Consider the following 20,019-nt stretch of genomic DNA (forward strand, 5'->3'; position numbering starts at 1 on the left):
AAAATAGACCTTTTTGTCAAGGTTTAAAATTAATTGAATTTATGTCGTACAAATGCTTCCATGGCGGCGTAAGAGGCCATACCAAGAGCCTTGTATTTGTTTGCGGTATCCCTGTTACGCTCCTCGGCTCGCATCCAGAATTCTCTGGCATCGTCTCCTTGGAACATCACCCCGTCCTTTTGGGATTGGTGGCAAAATATTGCATTTCTTTTCTTTAATACTTGGCTGGGGCTCATGGGTACCGCCATTTCTATCTCATTAATATCCCACTCGTGCCAAGCTCCCCTGTAGAGCCATAACCAACAATCTTTTAAAAACGGTTCAGATGCTAGTCTATCCAAAGCCTCCAATACAGCATCTAAACATACTTTATGTGTGCCGTGGGGGTCTGCCAAATCCCCGGCTGCGTAGATTTGATGCGGTTTAATTTTGGTGATAATATCCATGACAATCGATATGTCTTTTTCGGAAAGGTTATTTTTTTTGATAGTTCCCGTCTCATAAAAAGGAAGGTCCAAGAAGTGTACGTTCTCATCCTTAAGACCCACGTAACGGGTAGCGGCATAGGACTCACCACGTCTGATATTTCCTTTTAACTTTCTAACCTCCGGAGAATCTGCCCTGCTTTCATTTTTCTGTGCAATTGAGTCAATTAGCTTTTGTGCTCTATCCGATGAATTTATATACATGGCTATTTCAGCATATTTTCTCGCGTCGGTATCGGATACCGCGATGTTTCCTGAGGTTTGGTAGGCCACGTGTACCTCATGCCCCTGTTCCACAAGTCGGTCAAAAGTACCTCCCATAGAAATCACATCATCATCCGGGTGTGGACTAAATATGATGACACGCTTCTTGGCTGGCGTTGCTCTTTCCGGTCTATTGGTATCATCCGCATTTGGTTTTCCGCCAGGCCATCCTGTAATCGTATGCTGTAACTTGTTGAACATCTTTATGTTCAAATCATAAGAGTCTTCCAAGGATAGCAAATCTGCCATTCCATTATCGTTGTAATCTTTATCGGTAAGGCTCAGAACTGTTTTTCCGGTTTCTTCACACAACCAGACAATAGCTTTTGCCTTCAGTTCTTCTGTCCATTCACAGGCATCTACCAGCCAGGGCGTTTTGTTCCGCGTCAGTTCACTGCCCGCGCCTGTGTCCAAAACAAAAGTGCAGTTGTTATGATTTTGCAGGTAGGTCGCTGGCACGTGGGAGGAGATTTCACCTTCAATAGTTTTCTTTATGATATCCGCTTTGTTCTGCCCCCATCCAATTAAGATGATTCTTTTTGCTTTCCTAACGGTGGCAATCCCCATGGTGATTGCCTTTCTAGGCACGTTGTCAATTCCTAAAAAAGCTGGTGCAGCATCCACTCTGGTAATGTGGTCCAATGTTATGACCCTAGTTCCTGAATTATAGTGGGACCCCGGTTCGTTAAAACCTATATGCCCCGTTCGTCCAATACCCAATAACTGAAAGTCCAACCCGCCATATTCCTTAATTTTCTTTTCGTAAGATAAACAGTACGCAACAGCTTTCTCGAAAGGTACGGTGCCATCCGGGATATGAATATTTTCTTCAGGTATGTCCACGTGGTTGAAAAGATGCTCATGCATAAAGTAGTGGTAGCTTTGGATGTTGCTGCGCTCCATGGGCAAATATTCGTCCAAATTAAAAGTAACCACATTATGGAAACTTAAACCTTCCTCTTTATGCTTACGCACCAATTCCTCGTACACACGAATAGGTGAGGAGCCAGTAGCAAGGCCTAGAACACAGGTTTTGCCCTGTGCTTGTTTTTTCTTGATAAGCTCTGCAATTTCATCGGCTACACGAACGGAAGCTACGTTGGAATCAGCGAATATTACATTATGGATTTTCTCAAAACGGGTTTCTTCAAATTGACCAATGGGTTTGTGAGTAATGTCGGTTTTCTGTGGCGCTGTCGCGGTTTTCATAGGGTTAACGAAATTTTATTCGATTAAAATCAAGCAAATATATGCAAATAATTTAGTATTTGCAGTTTTTTGCAATATTTTATGCTGTTTTATGCATTAATAAATAAATATGTAGATATTACTTACCATAAACTGTATAAAACGGCAGGTAGATAATTTTGATTATCTTTGACTTTTTAAGCGAATTTTTAAGCGAATAAATACCTTACTATGCTGAAAGAAGAGCGTCAACAAACTATACTTAGCGAAGTTGAACTACATAATAGGATACTGCTGACGGACATCGCGGAAACTCTTGATGTTTCCATCGATACGATTAGAAGGGATGTTAAGGAATTAGATGCAGAAAACAAATTACGAAAGGTACATGGGGGTGCTATTTCTCTTGGTTTCACTACGAACAGTGCACGAAACGCCAATATCTATGCTCTAGATGACAAGGTGACGATTGCCAAAAAGGCAACGACAATGCTAAAGGACGGAGCGGTCATTTTCATTGATGGTGGAACAACTTGTTTGGAATTAGCTCGCATAATTCCTGAAAAACTGCAACTTACTTGTTTTACCATAAGTCTGCCGGTGGCTATGGAACTTTCAAACAAACCGAATGTAAAGGTGATTTCCATTGGTGGACAAATTGCAAAAGAGGCACAGATAGCCATAGGTGCAAATGCCATCCATAATTTATCCGAAATCAAGGTAGATTATAGCTTTATTGGAACCGGATATGTGGATGCCCTTTATGGGCTTACCGAATTTGATTGGGATATTGTCCAGATTAAAAAGGCGGTTATTAAGGCGTCCAAAAAAACGGTCTTACTATCCATATCAGAAAAACTGAATTCCCAGCACCGTTATAAGACCTGTGACATCAGTAGTATTAACACCATGATTACGGAGCTCGACCCCGATGATAGCATTCTAATACCTTTTAAAAATAACGATGTAACGATATTATAGCCTATGGATTATAAAAAAATAACGGAAACACCTTCCAATTATGATGGCTTGGAACACATGGATACCAATGCAATATTGGTAAATATGAACAAGGAGGACAAAAAGATTGCCGATGCGGTAGAAAAGATGATTCCACAGATTTCCAAATTGGTAGATGAATTGAGTAAAAAGTTTCAAAATGGAGGTCGGTTATTCTACATAGGTGCGGGAACCAGTGGTCGTTTGGGTATTTTGGATGCCTCCGAGATTCCACCCACGTTTGGCATGCCCCATGAAAGGGTAGTCGGACTCATTGCGGGTGGTGATTCAGCAATCAGGAAGGCTGTTGAAAATGCTGAAGACGATACCGTACAAGCATGGCTGGATTTAAAGGAGCACAACATAAATACTACGGACGTCGTCGTTGGCATTGCTGCTTCAGGAACAACGCCCTACGTTATTGGAGGGCTTAAAGACGCGAAAAAGAACGGGATTTTAACGGCTTGTATTACCAACAACCCTGGATCGCCCATTGCTAAAGTTGCTGACATTCCTATTGAGGTAAATGTGGGACCAGAATTTGTTACCGGGAGTACGCGCATGAAAAGTGGTACCTCTCAAAAATTGGTATTGAACATGATTTCTACGGCGCTCATGATTAAGATTGGCCGGGTCAAAGGAAATAAAATGGTAAACATGCAACTTACCAATGATAAATTGGTTGACCGTGGAACTCGTTACATAGCTGAGGGTCTGGGAGTAGACTATATTGAAGCCGAACGATTACTTAAAAAATACGGTTCGGTAAAAAAAGCCCTGGACGCAGAGGCGGATAATACTATTCAGTAATCAGTTCAACTTCCTCTGTCGTTACCATTTTATTCGAAGAATTACCCCAAGAATTCAATACATAGTTCATCACATCTGCGATTTCTTCGTCTTCCAGACCTAAATCTGCCATCGCACTATTATAGGTAATTCCATTCACTATGATTTCTCCTTGTTGGCCAAATTTTACACCGCGGATACTGGCTTCCCTGTTTTGCATTAAATAATCGGATTGTGCTAACGGAGGGAAAACATGTGCTACACCTTCACCCTTTTCCAGATGGCAGGTAACACAGAAATCGGCATAAATTTCGCTGCCGCGTTCCATGCTCTCTTTTAAACTGGTATCCTGAAACAGGGAGGAGCTGATAATAAAAATGACACAAAAGTATATGGGAAAGAAAACCTTCATACGGACTAGCTTTTAGGTATCAATTTATAAATACCTTTTCCTTCGACCGCAACATAAATTAATCCGTCTGGACCTTCTTTTACATCACGCACTCTTCCTTTATTAAGTAACTTTTCTCTCAGGATTACCTTTTCGCCATCCATTTGTAACCGTTCCAAATATTGAAATGCCAACGACCCAACTAATACACTTCCCTTCCAATCCGCATATTTGTCCGTAGTAACGAATGCCATTCCGCTTGGAGCGATAGAAGGTACCCAATAATAAATGGGTTGTACCGTACCTTCCATCTCGGTTTTTTCCGTTATCGGTGTACCGCTATAATTTATTCCATAAGTAACCAGTGGCCAGCCATAGTTAGCGCCTTTTTGGATAATATTTATTTCGTCTCCACCTCTTGGCCCATGTTCGTTATCCCAAAGTTCTCCCGTAGTAGGGTGTTTCGCCAATCCTTGAGGGTTACGGTGTCCGTAACTGTAAATAGCGGTTTTAGCCCCCTCCTTATTCACGAAAGGATTGTCATCAGGAATACGCCCATCATCGTACATTCGATAGATTTTTCCACCATCCCTTGTAATATCTTGTGGATTTACGTCGCGAGCACCACGTTCCCCTATGGAGAAATAAAGGTAACCATCATTATCAAATATTATTCTAGATCCAAAGTGCTGTCCTTTGGTGGTATTGGGTGTTGCTTTATAGAGTAGTTCGTTATTTATCAACGCGTTACCATCAAGTTTGGCACGCATAACTGCCGTGTGTCCACCTTTGCCTTCACCTTCTTCCGAGGCATAAGAAATATAAATCCATCCGTTCTTTTCATAATCTGGGTGCAGTTCAATATCTAACAGCCCTCCTTGGCCTCTGTTATAAACTTCAGGAACATTCGAAATTTTGGTCTTATTATTGTCTTTAAAATGGATTATTTCACCGGATTTTTCAGTTATGAGCATAGCTCCATCCGGAAGGAAAACAAAACCCCACGGTATCTGTAGGTTATCGACGAACAGCTCGGCGTTGAAGGGAATATTTTCAGGGGTAGTGACTTTGTTTTCAGCCTCTTGACCACAAGAAAAATTAAGCATTACAACGAATAAATAAAAGCAAAATGCACTTTTTTTCATAATCAAACGTTAGAAATATGTTATATGGTAAATGATTTTTTAAAGATAAACAGAAAATATAAGTATAAACAATTACACTAAAGAATAGCAACGATTCCCCAATATCATTGTTTTTCTTGCCAAAACTCGACTTAACCTATGCTCCCAAAAAAACCGCGGTATACGCTGTATACGCTCATACTGATAGCTTTATCGGTAGTCGGTTCAACAGCAGTCGCAAACTCCAACGTCAAGATTCTTTTCGATGAGGTAGTACTGGCCGTGGAAAAAGTAGTTACGACTTCGTTTTCCGAGGACAGTGGTAATACTTCTCAGCTAAGTAAAATAGAAGAAACGGTCAGTTCGGATAGTGCTAAATTTTCGGCACCTATGTTCATGACCATTATCCAAGGTGCCGATGAAGAGGTCGGATGTAGCGATAATGGTTTTACCGTTGCCCGATTTAATCTTTGTGGTGACTCCGATAATAGAACGGTCAGTTTATCAGGAGGGCCTTATGGTTCCGTGTCATGGCAAATTCTAGGGGGTTCTTGTTCCCCGGATATTAATGAAGATTGTCCTAATACAGGTTCCTGCTACTCTCAAGTAGCTACAGGTCAGACCTTCAATATCAACGCTGCTTCTGTACCATCTACCGTAGGAGCAGAATATCGCGTTGTAGCGGATGGACAAATTTTTTACTTCAAGGTAAAAAAGAGTACGATTACTCAAACTTTTGTAAAGCAGGATTTTATTTGTGGTGTCCCTGGAAGAATTCAGATCACAAATTTATCCAGTGCTTACGAGTTCAGTATTAATGGTGGAATAACTTGGCAAACGGCAATTTTCCCAAACCTTGATCCCGGAACGTATAATATTTTGGCTCGTTTAAGAAATACACCGAATACTTGTGAATACCCTTATCCTCCTATTACTATTGATCAACAGGATATAGAAATTGAAGCCACTTTTGTGGATGCGCAGTGTAGTGGGGATACAGGTAGTATCACCGTAACTGCCAATAATGTTCCTGGACCTTTCAAGTATACTTTATTAAATTCTAGCGGGGTCGCACAGGAATTCACGGCCTTTATATCAGATAATCCCTATACTTTTTCAGCCGTAGGTTTCGGAACGTATATCGTACAAGTTGAAACACAACAATGCCAAGGGGATCCTTTAAACGGTATTGACCCGCCAAGACAAAACGTAGATACTTCCGGAAATCCTATTACCATTGGAGCTGGATTAAGTGCCTTGGATGCATCTACTGAGGTAAATAGCAGTTTTGGATGTTCTACCATTTCTAGTGTAGATATTACCTTAAATGTGGACGGTGGTTCAGGACCCTACACCTATACGGTCAACGGTGGGCCAGTTCAGCCTTCTTTTGGTAGTTCGGCCACAAATACGGGAACTACCACTTACGCTGTTACCACAGCGGGTACTTATGATTTTGTGATTACGGACAGCAATGGTTGTGATATAACCGCATCTTCAAATGTAGAGGAGCTTTTACCACCGGATGTTACTGTTGCAGGAATCGATGGAACATGTAGTAATGGTGGAGCACAGATTGAATTTACGGTAAATGATGCAAGAGGATATAATCTATCGTATCGGGTAAATACAGGAGACCCATGGGTAACAACACCACAGATATCGGTTCCCGCAGGAACTTACAATGATATTGAGGTTAGGTATCAACAAGGGGGATTTGAGTGTACCATTTCTTTGCCACCAGTCACTGTGACCAATGTTGGTGTAATTTCTGGTTCTGCCAATAAAATTGCAGATGTTACTTGTAATGGCACAGGAGGTACGAACAGTGGTCAAATAGATTTCGTAGGTCCTTTTTCAGGAGGATCAGGAAGTGGGTATGTATTTAGTATTGATGGCGTAAACTTTACAGGGACAACTTCCTACGCTGGTTTGGCTGCCGGAATTTACACACCTATAATTAGGGATAGTGGTGGTTGCCGTTTGGAGTTAACTCCAATAGAAATATTAGACGTTGACCCTCCGACTAACATCGACTTTGCACAGAGCAATACCAATTGTGCTGCAAATACTTCTGACGTACAATTAACGGCTACGGCAAACTTTGCCATTGCAACATATGAGGTAATAAGTCCTTTAGCCATTAACAATGGGACAAATGATACATTTACGGGGCTCACCAACAATGTCAACCATGTTTTCAGGATTACTGATGTTAATGGTTGTACTTATGAGGAAAGTTTTACACCTGCGGTAATTAGTTCTATTCGGGCACGGCTAGGATCAGGTGGTGATTTAAGGGTGTGTACGGGCGCTACTGATGGGGATGCCACATTCTTGGTGGATGGTTTCGCAAATTCGTATTCCTACTCAGTAAGTCCAGGTGGTTTTAGCGGTACTGGAGAAACAAATCTTCAGGTGCCAATTTCTGGTTTGGGGGCCAATACTTACACGATTACAGTAACTGATGACGATACGGGTTGTACCGACACGGCAAGTGTCACGGTAGTAGAACCTTCAGCGGCATTAAGTTTAACTGCTACCGTTACCGCTATGAGCTGTGCCAACAACAATATTGGGCTAGTTCGCGCCAATGCCTCTGGTGGTTATGGTAGTTACAGATATGAATTGGAGTGGCCAACACCTCCGGGAATCACACAAGGCCCCAAAAGTGGTAGAAACTTTGGAAATCTCACTGCTGAGGGTACTTATACTTTAACTGTTACAGATGTAGAAGGATGTACGACAAGCACAACGTTTGTGCTAAATCAGGTAGATCCGCCAAGTATCGCTCTAGGTACTGTGGATTACTGTTATGGCCCTGGTGATGATGCATCAATTCAAGTCAGTTCTACAGCTGGTTCGGCAGCAATTAGTACGCATCAATATCGTATAAATGGAGGATCGCTTCAAGCTAGCCCCAACTTTAATGGGCTTGTACCAGGTACTTACACCATTGAAGTGGTCGATGGTAACAATTGTACCGATGATTTGACGGTGACCATTCCACCCCAAATACAGATTACCCTAGATTTGGTTACAGAGATTCCATGTGGTGGCGATGGTGAGATGGGAATTACCGTCAATGGTGGTGATATCTCAACACTTGCAAGTACATCGTACACCATTTTTCTTGATGGTACCCCGGTAGCGGGACACACTGGAAACAACTTGCCATCAAGCACTTTTAATTATACTGTTCCATTTGGTTCTGAAGGTACTTACACCGTTGAGGTTACAGATAATAATGGTTGTACAAATACATCGCCGCCACTGACCTTTACTCCCCCGGCATCCATTACCGCTACAGCGGTACCTGTAGGCTCGAGTTGTGGGGATAGTTCCAGTGGATATGTAGAAATTATCCCCGATGTATCTACAGGTACTCCTGCATTTGAGATCGTTTTTGCACCTCAAGGAACAGGCTTGGTCGATAGTCCGTTCAATGCATCGCAACCTGCTGGATTTACCTATAGTTCACAGACCATTTATTCCGGGCTTTCTGCCGGAACGTATGAATATATCGTTAAAGATGCGAGAAATTGTACTACTGGTGTTCAAACTATAACAGTAGTACCTGATTCAACAAATCCTCCGGATGCAACCGTATCTTCAATTGATGCTGATTGTGATGTAACAGGAGTTTCCGGTGGAGTCCGAGTTGATTCAATTGCAGACGGAGTTGCCAGTTTTATAATTATCATAGAGGATAATTTTGGGAACGAAATTATTAGAAGGGAAAATGTGGGCCTAGGCGATTTGCCTTTGGATATTGAAGACCCTCTCCTAGTGGAAGGCAACTATACCGTTATTACACTGGATTCCCGTGGGTGTTTAGATTTGGACGCTATTAGTATTAATTCAATTGATTTGCAAATAGTCCCAGATTTTACAGTCCCAATAGTATGTGATAGAGGAAATTTACCCCAATGTGTTGATATTGTAAACGGGGTTGGTCCTTTTGATATACGCTTGGTTACGGATCCTGTATCGCCGTACATAGATTTAGGTCCCACCGCCACACGCTATTGTTTCCCTGACCTCGTACCTGGTGCTTCTTACACTGTGCAGGTGTTAGATCAGGGCACTGGCTGTGAATATATTGAAGAAGTTACAGTGCCCGATGGGCCCAATCCGTTGGATGTTTCTTTGTCCATCGATAATGGTAACTGTAATGGAGAGGATGTGGAACTGCGCTACATTATTTCTGGTGCTGCAGGTCCTTTTGATATTGTGATTCGGAATCTAGATACAGGTGCCATTGTTACCAATGTTACAGCTAGCACAGTTGCGGATAATACTATATTGGTACCACAGGGTCCTTATGCCATTTCAGTGATTGATAATGCTACTGATTGTACAGGAGGTGATACTATAGAGGCCACATTGAACATGCCTAGGGTAGATGTCATTAACAATGAAAATGCGAATTGCAATGAAGATGGACAACTGACTTTTAGAGGTAGTGGGGGTAATCCATATCCACCTTCAGGTGCTGGATCGTTGCCCGATGGCTCGCCTTATGAGTATGCCGTTGTAGTAGCGGGAAGCACTCCTGGCGCCGGAGATTACAGTACGGTTACAACTGTAGCCTTACCTGGTTCATTGGCACCTGGTACAGCTTATGACATTTTTGTCCGTGATTCCAGGGGTTGTGAGTTTATGACTTCGGCCACTATTGTACAGTTGGACCCTGATTTACCATTACCGTCTATTTCGGTAAACAACCAGTGTATAACAGGAGCACCACCGGCAAGTTTTCAAATTGATGTGACCATGCCTGCCAATATTGATAATCCTACGTTTACCTTGGGCGGTCAGACCTTGGTTCCAGCTTATGATGGTATCAACCCCACAACGGCTACATTCAGCGTTCCAAGTATTGGCGTTTATGATGTATATGTGGTCGATTCCAATGGCTGTGATGTATCCACTACTGCAGAAGTATTTCAGATTCTTTCTGCATCGGCAGATTTTTCTACAGAGCCTAGTTGTAACAATAACGATGGCATAATTACGGTTACTCCCAACGGTGGTAGCGGAAACTTTACGTTTGAGTTACGTGATGGTGCGGGTACATCAACTGGTAATTCTACAGGTGCCACTAATGGTATTTTTACCGGTGTGGGTCCCGGGGATTATGAGGTGTTCATTAGAGATGATATTGCCAATGATGGTAGTGTTTTTTGCGACTTCACGGTAGATGGTATTACGTTGGATGCCGCAATACCTCCTGTAATTATTGATATGGGCGAGAGCAATATAAGCTGTAACGGTGCCAATGATGGAAGCATAAGCGTAATATTGAATCCCGGATCGGACGTTGATGGAATTTTGGAGTACCGTTTATTCGATTCCAGCAATACGGAGATTAATAGCAATATTTCAGGTTCTTTTACGGGTTTAACACCTGATACGTATCGTGTAGAAGTTGAAACTGATAGAGGGTGTATCGATGACGAAACCATTGCCATTTCTGAGCCTCCAACATTTGAAATAAGCGCGACCGATGCAACATTGGTTTGCGAAAATGGAGCCAATCGTTTTAGTACCGCTACTATATCTGCTACCTTGGTAAGTATAGGAAATGGAGGACCTTACGGGTACCGCCTTGATCCCGGTGATAGTTATCAAAGTAGTCCAGATTTTGATATTGTAGACAACGGTACTGATCAAACCATCACAATTTATGCTATTGACGCCAACGGTTGCGAAGATGATGTTACAATTACCGTTTTTGCTCCTACTGACGTTGTTTCGAGCATTTCACAAGACAGGGCATTGACCTGTGCAGATCCTGAGCGTGTTGAGATTACGGTAACAGGTACTACGAATTTTACGGTAATCACTTCGGGACCTTCTGGAACTACAGTACCTAATGTAAACCAACCCAGTGGAAACTCCATTTTTGTAGACTTACCAAGTGTAGGTGATTATTTGATTGAGGTACAAGATAATTCTGCAGGTGGATGTAGCTATCCACTTCCTGTATATACCGTGAATCCTCCAACCGAGCCGACAGTGGTAATTTCCGAGGCGAATCCTGTACGTTGTTTTGGTGCCTCCGATGGGGCATTGAACATTGAGGTTTCAAATTATGTGGGTACACGTTATAGCTACCAGGCATTCTTATTGGATGTGGGTGGGAATAGGATACTGCCTGCTGAAGCTTCTGGAAATTTTGATACTTCCGTGGCAAACCCTGAAACTATTTTAGGTCTCCCTGGGGGAAACTATGTTGTGGATATTGTTTCATTAGATGACCCCCAATGTCCTGCGATCAGTAATGTAGCCAATATACGGACACCCAATGGGCCGTTGACCGTTAATGCCGTACCTGTTGGTAATGTGGGTTGTAATAACGATTTGGGTGAAATTGAAGCTACCGGACAAGGTGGTTGGGATTCTTTCCCTTATGAATATCGATTACTGTTCAGTACTGATGGAGGCGTTACCTATACCACGGAAGTAGCACCTTTTTCTCCTAATAACGAATTTACCGGTCTTCAGTTTGGATTCTATCGAGTTGAAATTCAAGATATTGAAGTCTGTATAAATACTTTTGATATTGAATTGGAAGAAGTTCCTCAGATAGATGCAGGTATCCGTGAGCCTCAAGGCCTGGATTGTCCTAACGGAAACAATGCGGTGCTCGAAGCTTATGACCCAAGCACTGGAGATGCAATCACTGCTACCCCGGGTGCAACGGGAGGGTTTGCTGGAGCGGGATATAACTATAGGCTATTATATTTAAACAGCAATGATAATACGGATATAGTATCTGCCAGTGGTCTTCAAAATTCACCAACTTTTATCGGTTCTAGTGGAGGATTTATCAGTGCAGGTTGGTATGCCATTGAGGTTTCTTCTAGCTTTGACTGTATTCATATTACGGAACCATACTTTGTTGACCCACCTCCGCCTGTAGTACCTTTATTGGTGCAGACAAGAGTACCTGGCTGTGGTGGCGACGGCGAAATGAGATTGACGATAGAAAACCCCGACCCATTATTCACTTACGAATATGCTCCGGTTGAAAACGGGGTAATCGTTGGGCCGTATCTACCAATGGTCGGTACTTCGGTATTAATTCCAGGTGTACAAGGGATAACCTATCAGTTTGATGTTAGAAAGACCAGCGCCTTAAGTATTTGCTTGCCGGTACGTTCCAATGGTATTACCATGACCAATGCAACGGGAATTACGATTTTACCAAATCTTCCTGATGATATTTCTTGTGCTTCGGAGTTGGATGGTCGAATAGAATCATTTGTAAACGGTGGTGTAGGTGATGATTTATTCTATTTATACGTAGGCGATCCATTAGATGCTTTTACACCTGCTGCTAGCGCAACATTGTTTAGAGGTCCACAACCAGATGGTACTTTTGAAGGTTTACCAGAAGGCAACAATTATTACATTGCAGTAACCAGTGGTGCGACCTGTATGGATATTGCCGGACCATTTGAAATTATTAGACCTGCTCCAATCGTTTTCGATGCAACTCCTACCCCTGTAACTTGTAACGGGGAAGAAGATGGAAGCATAACTGTTGAAGTAATTTCTGGTGGAGTAGGACTGATTCAATTTGCTATTGCTCCTAATTTCAACGAATTCTTTAGCGATCCGGCTACACCTGGCACCTATACTTTTGATGAATTGGCTACCGGTACTTACGAAATACTTATCCAAGACGAAAACGGATGTTTTGAGAAGGATTTTATTACTGTGGATGAACCGGAAATTGTTGAGGTAATTAACATTCAAACCACACCAGAGTTATGTATTGGCGCTAATGATGGTACCGTTGTCTTTGATATTATCGGCGGAACGCCGTTCAATGACCCGCTAATTAGTCCGTCTCCATATTTTGAGTACAAGCTAGAAATGATTGACCCAATTGATGAGACAGGAACTGCAGTTTTTGCACCTTATGATGGTCAGATTATCCAGAACTTGCAAGGAGGGGCCTCTTATGCCTTATACATCCAAGATGCAAATTTATGTCCTGCCACCCAACTTTTCACAGTGGACATCGGTGTAGATTTAACGGCTGAGCCCATAGTGCAATATGGTTGTGAAGGTATATTCCCCAATAGTACCACAACGGTTCAAATGCAGGATGCATCCCTAATGTCAGATTTAATGTTCGCTTTAGATCCGGTTGACCCTACGGATGCTATTACAGCCATGGCAGGAGTAGAAAATGTCTGGGGTGATTTGCCCGCAGGCGACCATATCGTTTACATCTACCATGAAAATGGATGTAGTAATTTTGTTGAATTTTCGGTAGACAGTTATGATCCTTTAACACTGAACGCCATGAAAACTGGTCCAAACGAGCTAGTGGCTTCCGCAGAAGGTGGTTATGGAGGATATGAATATTTCTTCAACGGTGAGTCCTATGGGGAGGAGACTACCTATACTACCAATGAAAGTGGAATGGTCAACATCCGAGTGGTCGATGCTAATGGTTGTGTGGCTGAGGTTGCTATTCCCTTTGAGTTTACGGGAATGCTGGAGATTCCAAATTTCTTTACTCCGGACGGGGATAACCAAAACGACTTCTGGGCACCAAGAAATAGGGAATTCTTTCCGGATATAGAAGTTAAGATTTACGATCGTTACGGAAGGGTCGTAGCCATACTCGATGAAGTATCTGGCTGGGACGGTAAATACGAGGGTAATGAAGTTCCTACGGGTGATTATTGGTATGTAGTAAATGCTAATGACAAGAGTAAACAGCGTTATGTAGGTCACTTCACCTTGTACAGATAGGTTTTACAACAGATATTTTATTAAAAGGGAGACTTGAAAGAGTCTCCCTTTTTTTGCATTCAATTTGGCTAGAATCATTATTACATTTACAGCGAAATTTTAGTATTTTCAACTCGCCTTAAAAAGGAGTAGCATGAAAAAAATAGGCTTGTTTCTTTCCATTTTCCTTAATTTATTTTTAATCGGCTATATCTTTTTTAATTCTAATAGTGAAAAGAAGACTATAACAGAGATTAAGGAAGTTAATGGAGAAGTGATATATGATGAAAAGGGATTGGTCGTAGAACCAGTAAATATCGTAATGTTGGGCAATTCTATAACATTCGCAGGAGATTGGCAGGACGAATTAAAGAGAAAGGATGTTTTTAATGGTGGAAAGCCCGGCTGGACTACACAACAGTTATCATGGGTCATTAAGAATTTTATCGTTCCCTACAAACCACGCGTTTGTTTCTTCAAAGGTGGCATAAACGACTATTCGCTGGGGATTGGTACTGATCGTATTTATGAAAATATGACTGTGATTATGGATTCCATTAATGTCGTAGGAACTAAACCGGTATATACAACAACCCTATATCAGCGTGGGGTCGAGGAAAGAAATAGAGAAATTGACTTACTCAATGCAAGAATGCAAAAGTTTTGTTCGGAACGTGGATATGATTTTATGGATTTAAGACCTTTCCTCTGTAAAGAAGGCGATATCTTAGATGCCTATGTGCAAGATGATAATACCCACTTAAAACCAGAAGCATACCCGAGATGGGCGGAAGCCATGAAGCCTATCCTTAAAAAATATGGATTATGAAAAACCTGATTTACAATGGTAAAGTCATTTTGAAAAAGATTCTCTTCGCAGTTCTTATGTTAAGTTTAAACGCATATGCTCAGGATGATACTTTTGGAACTTGGAAGTACATAGAAATTGATAGTACCAAACAGATGTGGGGTGATTGGGATCAACCGGACTGGCTTCGTTATTTTGGCTTGGATTCTGGCGATGTAAATAATGATGGTAATATGGATATAATATCAGGGCGCTATATCTATCATAATCCGGGCGGAACCATGGAGGGAGTTTGGAAACGTACCGTTCTAGATGATAATGTAGACGGAATTCTCTATATGGACGTGGACAAGGACCCCTACGCGGATATTATCGCAATGGCTTTGCCAAATTTATACTGGTATGAGGCTACTAACTTAGAAGGGACCATTTATCAGCGTAAGAAAATAGGGGAAGTTCCTGCTACGTCCCATGTTAATAGTCAAGGGTTTGAAAAAGCCCAAATTATTGCCGGCGGCCTATCAGAATTCGTTATTGCTGGAAATGGGGATATCTATGCGGTAGAAATTCCAGTGGAAAATCCTGTAGAAACTGACTGGAAAATAAAGATGATCTGTCAGAATACCTCGGACGAAGGTATTGGTGTGGGTGACATAGATGGAGATGGGGATTTGGATATAGCAGCTGGTAGAAGACCTGAAGGAGCGGAGGAACCTAAAATTTTAGTTTGGTACGAAAATCCAGGGCATATAAATACACTGTGGAATCCTAACGTGGTTGGTGAAAGTATTCATCCCATAGATCGAGTTGAGGTATTGGATTTGAATAATGATGGTAAAACGGATATAGTGGTTACTGAGGAGCGGTATCCAGGTTTGGAACCCGACGCTAATTTTTGGTGGTTCTCCCAAAATGATTTGAATTCATGGGAAAGAAATAAAATTGTAACGCAATATTCCATCAATAATTTGGACATAACGGATATTGATAATGATGGCGACATTGATTTATTAACAGCCGAACACAAGGGAAAGGCGCTAGAACTCCAGCTTTGGAAAAATGATGGAAAAGGGAATTTTTCCAAAAATATTTTAGACACGGGAAAGGAAAATCATTTGGGTACACAGTGGGTCGATTTGGATGCGGATGGTGATTTGGACATAATAGGGGCAGGCTGGGACCAGCATAAATACATGCATGTGTGGCGCAATGATGCTGTAATATCGCTAAAGTCTGGAATGATATTTAAAGAACATCCGTGGACTCCGGATACAGTGAGCGATAGTGGCAAATTCTTGAGGGTAGGAGGTAAACTGGATTACAAAATAAATGAAGACCATTTTCCCAAAAGTGGGCATGACCAAGGTTTTATATCATTTGATCAAAAAATTGACTTGTCCAACGCCGTATCAGCTGAAGTATTGGTGGAAAGGGTTCAATCCCATGAGGACACAAAAAATTTAAAAATTCAATTCAACAAAGGCAAGCCCATTTATGTACCGGAACCTTCTTTAATTACCCCATCTGCTACGGATTACATGTTTCATAGCACCATTAAAGTACCAGTTCCTCTGAAAGATTTGATAAACGGGTACAATGCTTTCAAGCTCACCGTAGATAAAGAACAGTCATGGGATTGGCCTCAAAACCTTATATATGGTATTGTCCTACGAGTTTATTACAAAGATATGGTCGTTCCAGAATTAACACTAAACGGGGTAAGTCCAGAAGGTAAACTAGGAAATGAAGTACAATTATCGCTTAGTGGTGCAGACCAAGGTAATGTAGCACAGGTGGATTATATCGGTTTATATGAGGATGTAAATACCCAAGGGGACGGTAAATACCTTCAGTGGCAGTTTCGTTACCATCGTGGAGAAATTACAAATCACATTGGTACTTCCACTACAGCGCCTTTTATGGTTACCTGGGATACGAGTTGCATTCCCGACCAGTCAAATCCAATAAGACTAGCAGCGGTCGTAACAGATAATCGAGGTTTTAAGCATGTACTTTCCAAAGTCGATAATTTATCACTTGATAGGGATTTTAAAATTAGTTTGGCCAAACCTTTTGGTACCGAACCTTTTTGGACAACTCGTAACGGAGAACATAATCAATATTGGGTCATTGAGGACGAGATAAACAACATTCAAGAGGCGAGGGCGTATTGGAACAGTTGGAGTCCCTGTTATTCAGAGGGCTTTAGAATCAATAACATAAAATATGAGCCTGTCTCGGGTACACCTTGTTACGACTCCCATTGGCACGATGAGAGATTAGAAGATTTTTCCTCTTTAAATACGGGTAAAGTGAAGTTGACAACATTGAAAACCCCATTACATGATGGTCAGATGGTACACGGTATGGATGTGCAATGGCCGGGTATTATGCTTAAAATAAAGAGCGACAGTAAACCTGAAAAGGCAATCTTAATCACAGAAGGGAGTTATGAAAACAGATCTCATTTTATAATTAGACAAGGAAAAATTACATATTATTATGATAAGGCAGGTGGGGGTTTTTCCAGAATAATTGACAGATTTGGTAATGATTGGGTGAGTTATAAGTCGGAGCCTTGGGACCAATATCCGGCTTCGGCTGCATCTGCTTACAGGGGTCTACCAAATTTGGTATTCAAATCCGATACTGACGGCGGTGCCGGACATCCCGGTCATGACAGGTGCACCTCTAAAATAGTCGATGAGAATAAAATAAGAACAACATCACTGAGTGGGTCATGGGAATGGGAATGGACTTTTTTTAATGATTATGTCCAATTGGATGTTTTAAAAAGCGAAAAAGGAACTCCTTATTGGTTTCTTTATGAAGGAACTCCTGGCGGTAGCTATGACCCCGCAAGAACGTACTTCGGCACAAATAAAACAAAACCATCAACCGAGATTCCTGATTTTTATAAAGGTACGATTGATTGGGATGAGCTTGAATGGGCATATTTTGGTAAGGAGAATGTTAAAACTACCTTTTTTGTCGCTCATGTTGATAAAGATGACCATTTGGATTTGATGTCTTATCTTGGAAACTCTGAAGACGGTGCCCTAAGTGGGGATGGAATGACAGTCTTTGGTTTTGGTCGCAATGAAAAGACAGAGCCCTTGCTCATGGGGAACAACACTTTTTTAATTGGAATGGTCGATTACAATGTAAACGAACAAGATAAACACACAGAATTGTCCAGACACATTCAAGAACTAATAGCTAGCAAATAATTATGATTATGACAATAAAACAAAAACAACCGATAATTCTCGCAATATGTATACTCGGTGGGTTTATTTATTCTTGCAAAGAGGATAAAAAGAAAGTATTAAATGAAAGCGACGAGACGATAAGTAAAGAATTAGCTTTTGCCCAGCGTAAGATTGTGGATAGCGCAAAATTTTGGTGGGCACATACCCCAAAAGATGTAACAGGTGATGGCATCGCAGATGTCCTATTCATTAATAATAACGCCTCAGGGGGCTATTTGGGCTTCTACAAGGGGCAAAAGGAAGACGGATTATGGGAGCTAAATATAATTTCGGAAACACCCACCACCGGCGGACTTTTTGCATCCGGAGACTTAGAGGCAAAAGATATAGATTCTGATGGCGACATTGACGTAATTGCCGTACGGCACCCTGGGGAATGGACAGATGCGGGTGCCAGTGCAGAACTATTTTGGTATGAAAATAATACCGGGGAATGGATTTCGCATTCCATAGGAGTTGTTCCTGACGCCGTTAAAGATGTGAGTTTTGCGGATTTTGATAATGATGGTAAGATGGATTTGTCAATTCTAACATTTGATGAACATACCTTAAGTATTTTTAAACAAAATGCTGCAGATAATTGGGAACGCGTGCAGTTTATTCAGAACGATTTTTTGCATGAAGGAATGGACGTAGGTGATATTAACAATGATGGGTATCCGGATATTGTGGCGACAGGAATGGTTTACTATAATCCTGGGGCTACACTTACTAACGATTGGCCAACAGAAAATCTAGACGAGATGTGGAACAATCAAGAAGGAGATTGGTCCAGAAATGGAACTAAAACCTTTATGCGAGATGTTGATGGCGATGGTAAGACAGAAATTTATATGGCACACTCTGAGCGTGCGGGATATCCTCTTATTGCCTATAAAAAAGTAGGTTCTAAATGGGAAAGTAGAGTCATTAAAGATAGTATTCCAGCATGTCACACGTTGCAGGTCTATGATTTCGATTTGGATGGCGACTTTGACGTTTTGGCAGGTATCAACTATGGAAGGGCGGTTAACTTGGATAAAACCAATTTTGACGTTTCGATATTTTTGAACCAAGGCGATTATATGAATTATGAAGAGATGGTCATTGAAAAGGACGGAATTTATAATGGACAGGCTTTGGACTATGACAATGACGGGGATATTGATATTTTCAGATATCCAAATCACGAGTCTAAAGATTTCTATATTTTGGAGAATAAACTAAATTAGGATTATTGAGAGTATATATTTATTACTTGTTTGTATTGTGTATTTGTCAGAGTTGTGCATCCCAATCAAAGCCGGCTTTGGTAGATGCAGCTTTGGAAACTACTGTCAAGGAAAAACTAAATTATTACCTCTATTATCCCGAAGATTATGAAGAAGAACCGGAAAAGAATTTTCCTATTCTTCTTTTCTTACATGGGGGAGGGGAAGCTGGGGACAGTTTGGTCGCAATAAAACGAAATGGTCCGCCCAAACTGATTGTGGATGGAAAGAAATTTCCCTTTCTTATTTTGGCTCCTCAGAACCCCTATCAAAAAAAGTGGTGGAATACACGAGCACTAAAACAATTATTGGATACCATTGTCGCCAATAATAGAGTGGATAAAAATAGAATTTACCTTACGGGATTAAGTAGGGGAGGAGGAGCGGCATGGGAGATGGCGGTCCAATATCCAGAAACGTTCGCCGCTCTTGCCGTTGTTTGCGGTATGACCCCGGTGCCTTACGCATCTTGGCTAAATAAGAAGATGCCCATATGGGTTTTTCATGGTGAGGACGACGAATCGATTCCAATTTCAGAATCTGAAACAATGGTAGCCAAGTTAAAGGAAATGGGATATCCCGTAAAATTTACCAAGTACCCTGGAGTAGGCCACAATTCCTGGATTCAAGCTTATAGAACGGATGAACTTTATGATTGGTTCATGGAACAAAGTTTAATCAAGAATTAAAAC

The 20,019-nt window shown here is 41.5% G+C and carries 10 protein-coding genes; 7 read left to right on the forward strand and 3 right to left on the reverse strand.

Going from position 1 to position 20,019, the window contains the following annotated elements:
• Positions 1–29 precede the first annotated feature (29 nt).
• The gene (nagB, locus tag N8A89_RS14795) at positions 30–1,958 is read right to left on the reverse strand and encodes a glucosamine-6-phosphate deaminase (protein ID WP_281542927.1); all 1,929 of its coding nucleotides are present in this window, start codon (positions 1,956–1,958) and stop codon (positions 30–32) included.
• A 210-nt stretch (positions 1,959–2,168) separates the two neighbouring features.
• On the opposite strand from nagB, the gene N8A89_RS14800 reads away from it, so the two are divergent.
• Positions 2,169–2,918 (forward strand): DeoR/GlpR family DNA-binding transcription regulator, encoded by a 750-nt coding sequence (locus tag N8A89_RS14800; RefSeq protein WP_281542928.1) that lies wholly within the window; start codon positions 2,169–2,171, stop codon positions 2,916–2,918.
• A gap of 3 nt (positions 2,919–2,921) precedes the next feature.
• Complete coding sequence (gene murQ / locus N8A89_RS14805) at positions 2,922–3,746, forward strand: N-acetylmuramic acid 6-phosphate etherase (protein ID WP_281542929.1); 825 nt, start codon at positions 2,922–2,924, stop codon at positions 3,744–3,746.
• On the opposite strand, the gene N8A89_RS14810 is transcribed toward murQ, so the two are convergent.
• Together N8A89_RS14810 and N8A89_RS14815 are read right to left on the reverse strand one after the other, a co-directional pair.
• Positions 3,736–4,137, reverse strand: coding sequence for a c-type cytochrome (locus N8A89_RS14810; protein WP_281542930.1), 402 nt, complete (start codon positions 4,135–4,137; stop codon positions 3,736–3,738). The genes murQ and N8A89_RS14810 overlap by 11 nt on opposite strands.
• Positions 4,138–4,142: 5 nt before the next feature.
• Positions 4,143–5,261 carry a PQQ-dependent sugar dehydrogenase gene (locus N8A89_RS14815; RefSeq protein ID WP_281542931.1) on the reverse strand — a complete coding sequence of 373 codons (1,119 nt, stop codon included), beginning with the start codon at positions 5,259–5,261 and terminating at the stop codon, positions 4,143–4,145.
• A 138-nt stretch (positions 5,262–5,399) separates the two neighbouring features.
• Here N8A89_RS14815 and N8A89_RS14820 point away from each other — a divergent pair, with 138 nt between their 5' ends.
• From N8A89_RS14820 to N8A89_RS14840, 5 genes are all read left to right on the forward strand, one after another.
• Positions 5,400–14,018, forward strand: a complete 8,619-nt coding sequence (locus tag N8A89_RS14820) for a T9SS type B sorting domain-containing protein (protein ID WP_281542932.1) — start codon at positions 5,400–5,402, stop codon at positions 14,016–14,018.
• Between the two features lie 133 nt (positions 14,019–14,151).
• On the forward strand, positions 14,152–14,826 hold the full coding sequence (locus tag N8A89_RS14825) for an SGNH/GDSL hydrolase family protein (protein WP_281542933.1): 675 nt from the start codon (positions 14,152–14,154) through the stop codon (positions 14,824–14,826).
• Positions 14,823–18,035 (forward strand): FG-GAP repeat domain-containing protein, encoded by a 3,213-nt coding sequence (locus N8A89_RS14830; RefSeq protein ID WP_289644528.1) that lies wholly within the window; start codon positions 14,823–14,825, stop codon positions 18,033–18,035. The genes N8A89_RS14825 and N8A89_RS14830 overlap by 4 nt, the downstream gene beginning before the upstream one ends.
• Positions 18,036–18,043: 8 nt before the next feature.
• Complete coding sequence (locus tag N8A89_RS14835) at positions 18,044–19,288, forward strand: FG-GAP repeat domain-containing protein (protein ID WP_281542936.1); 1,245 nt, start codon at positions 18,044–18,046, stop codon at positions 19,286–19,288.
• A 5-nt stretch (positions 19,289–19,293) separates the two neighbouring features.
• Positions 19,294–20,016 (forward strand): carboxylesterase family protein, encoded by a 723-nt coding sequence (locus N8A89_RS14840; RefSeq protein WP_281542937.1) that lies wholly within the window; start codon positions 19,294–19,296, stop codon positions 20,014–20,016.
• Positions 20,017–20,019: the final 3 nt, after the last annotated feature.

This window comes from Maribacter aestuarii (genome assembly GCF_027474845.2).
Classification (GTDB): domain Bacteria; phylum Bacteroidota; class Bacteroidia; order Flavobacteriales; family Flavobacteriaceae; genus Maribacter; species Maribacter aestuarii.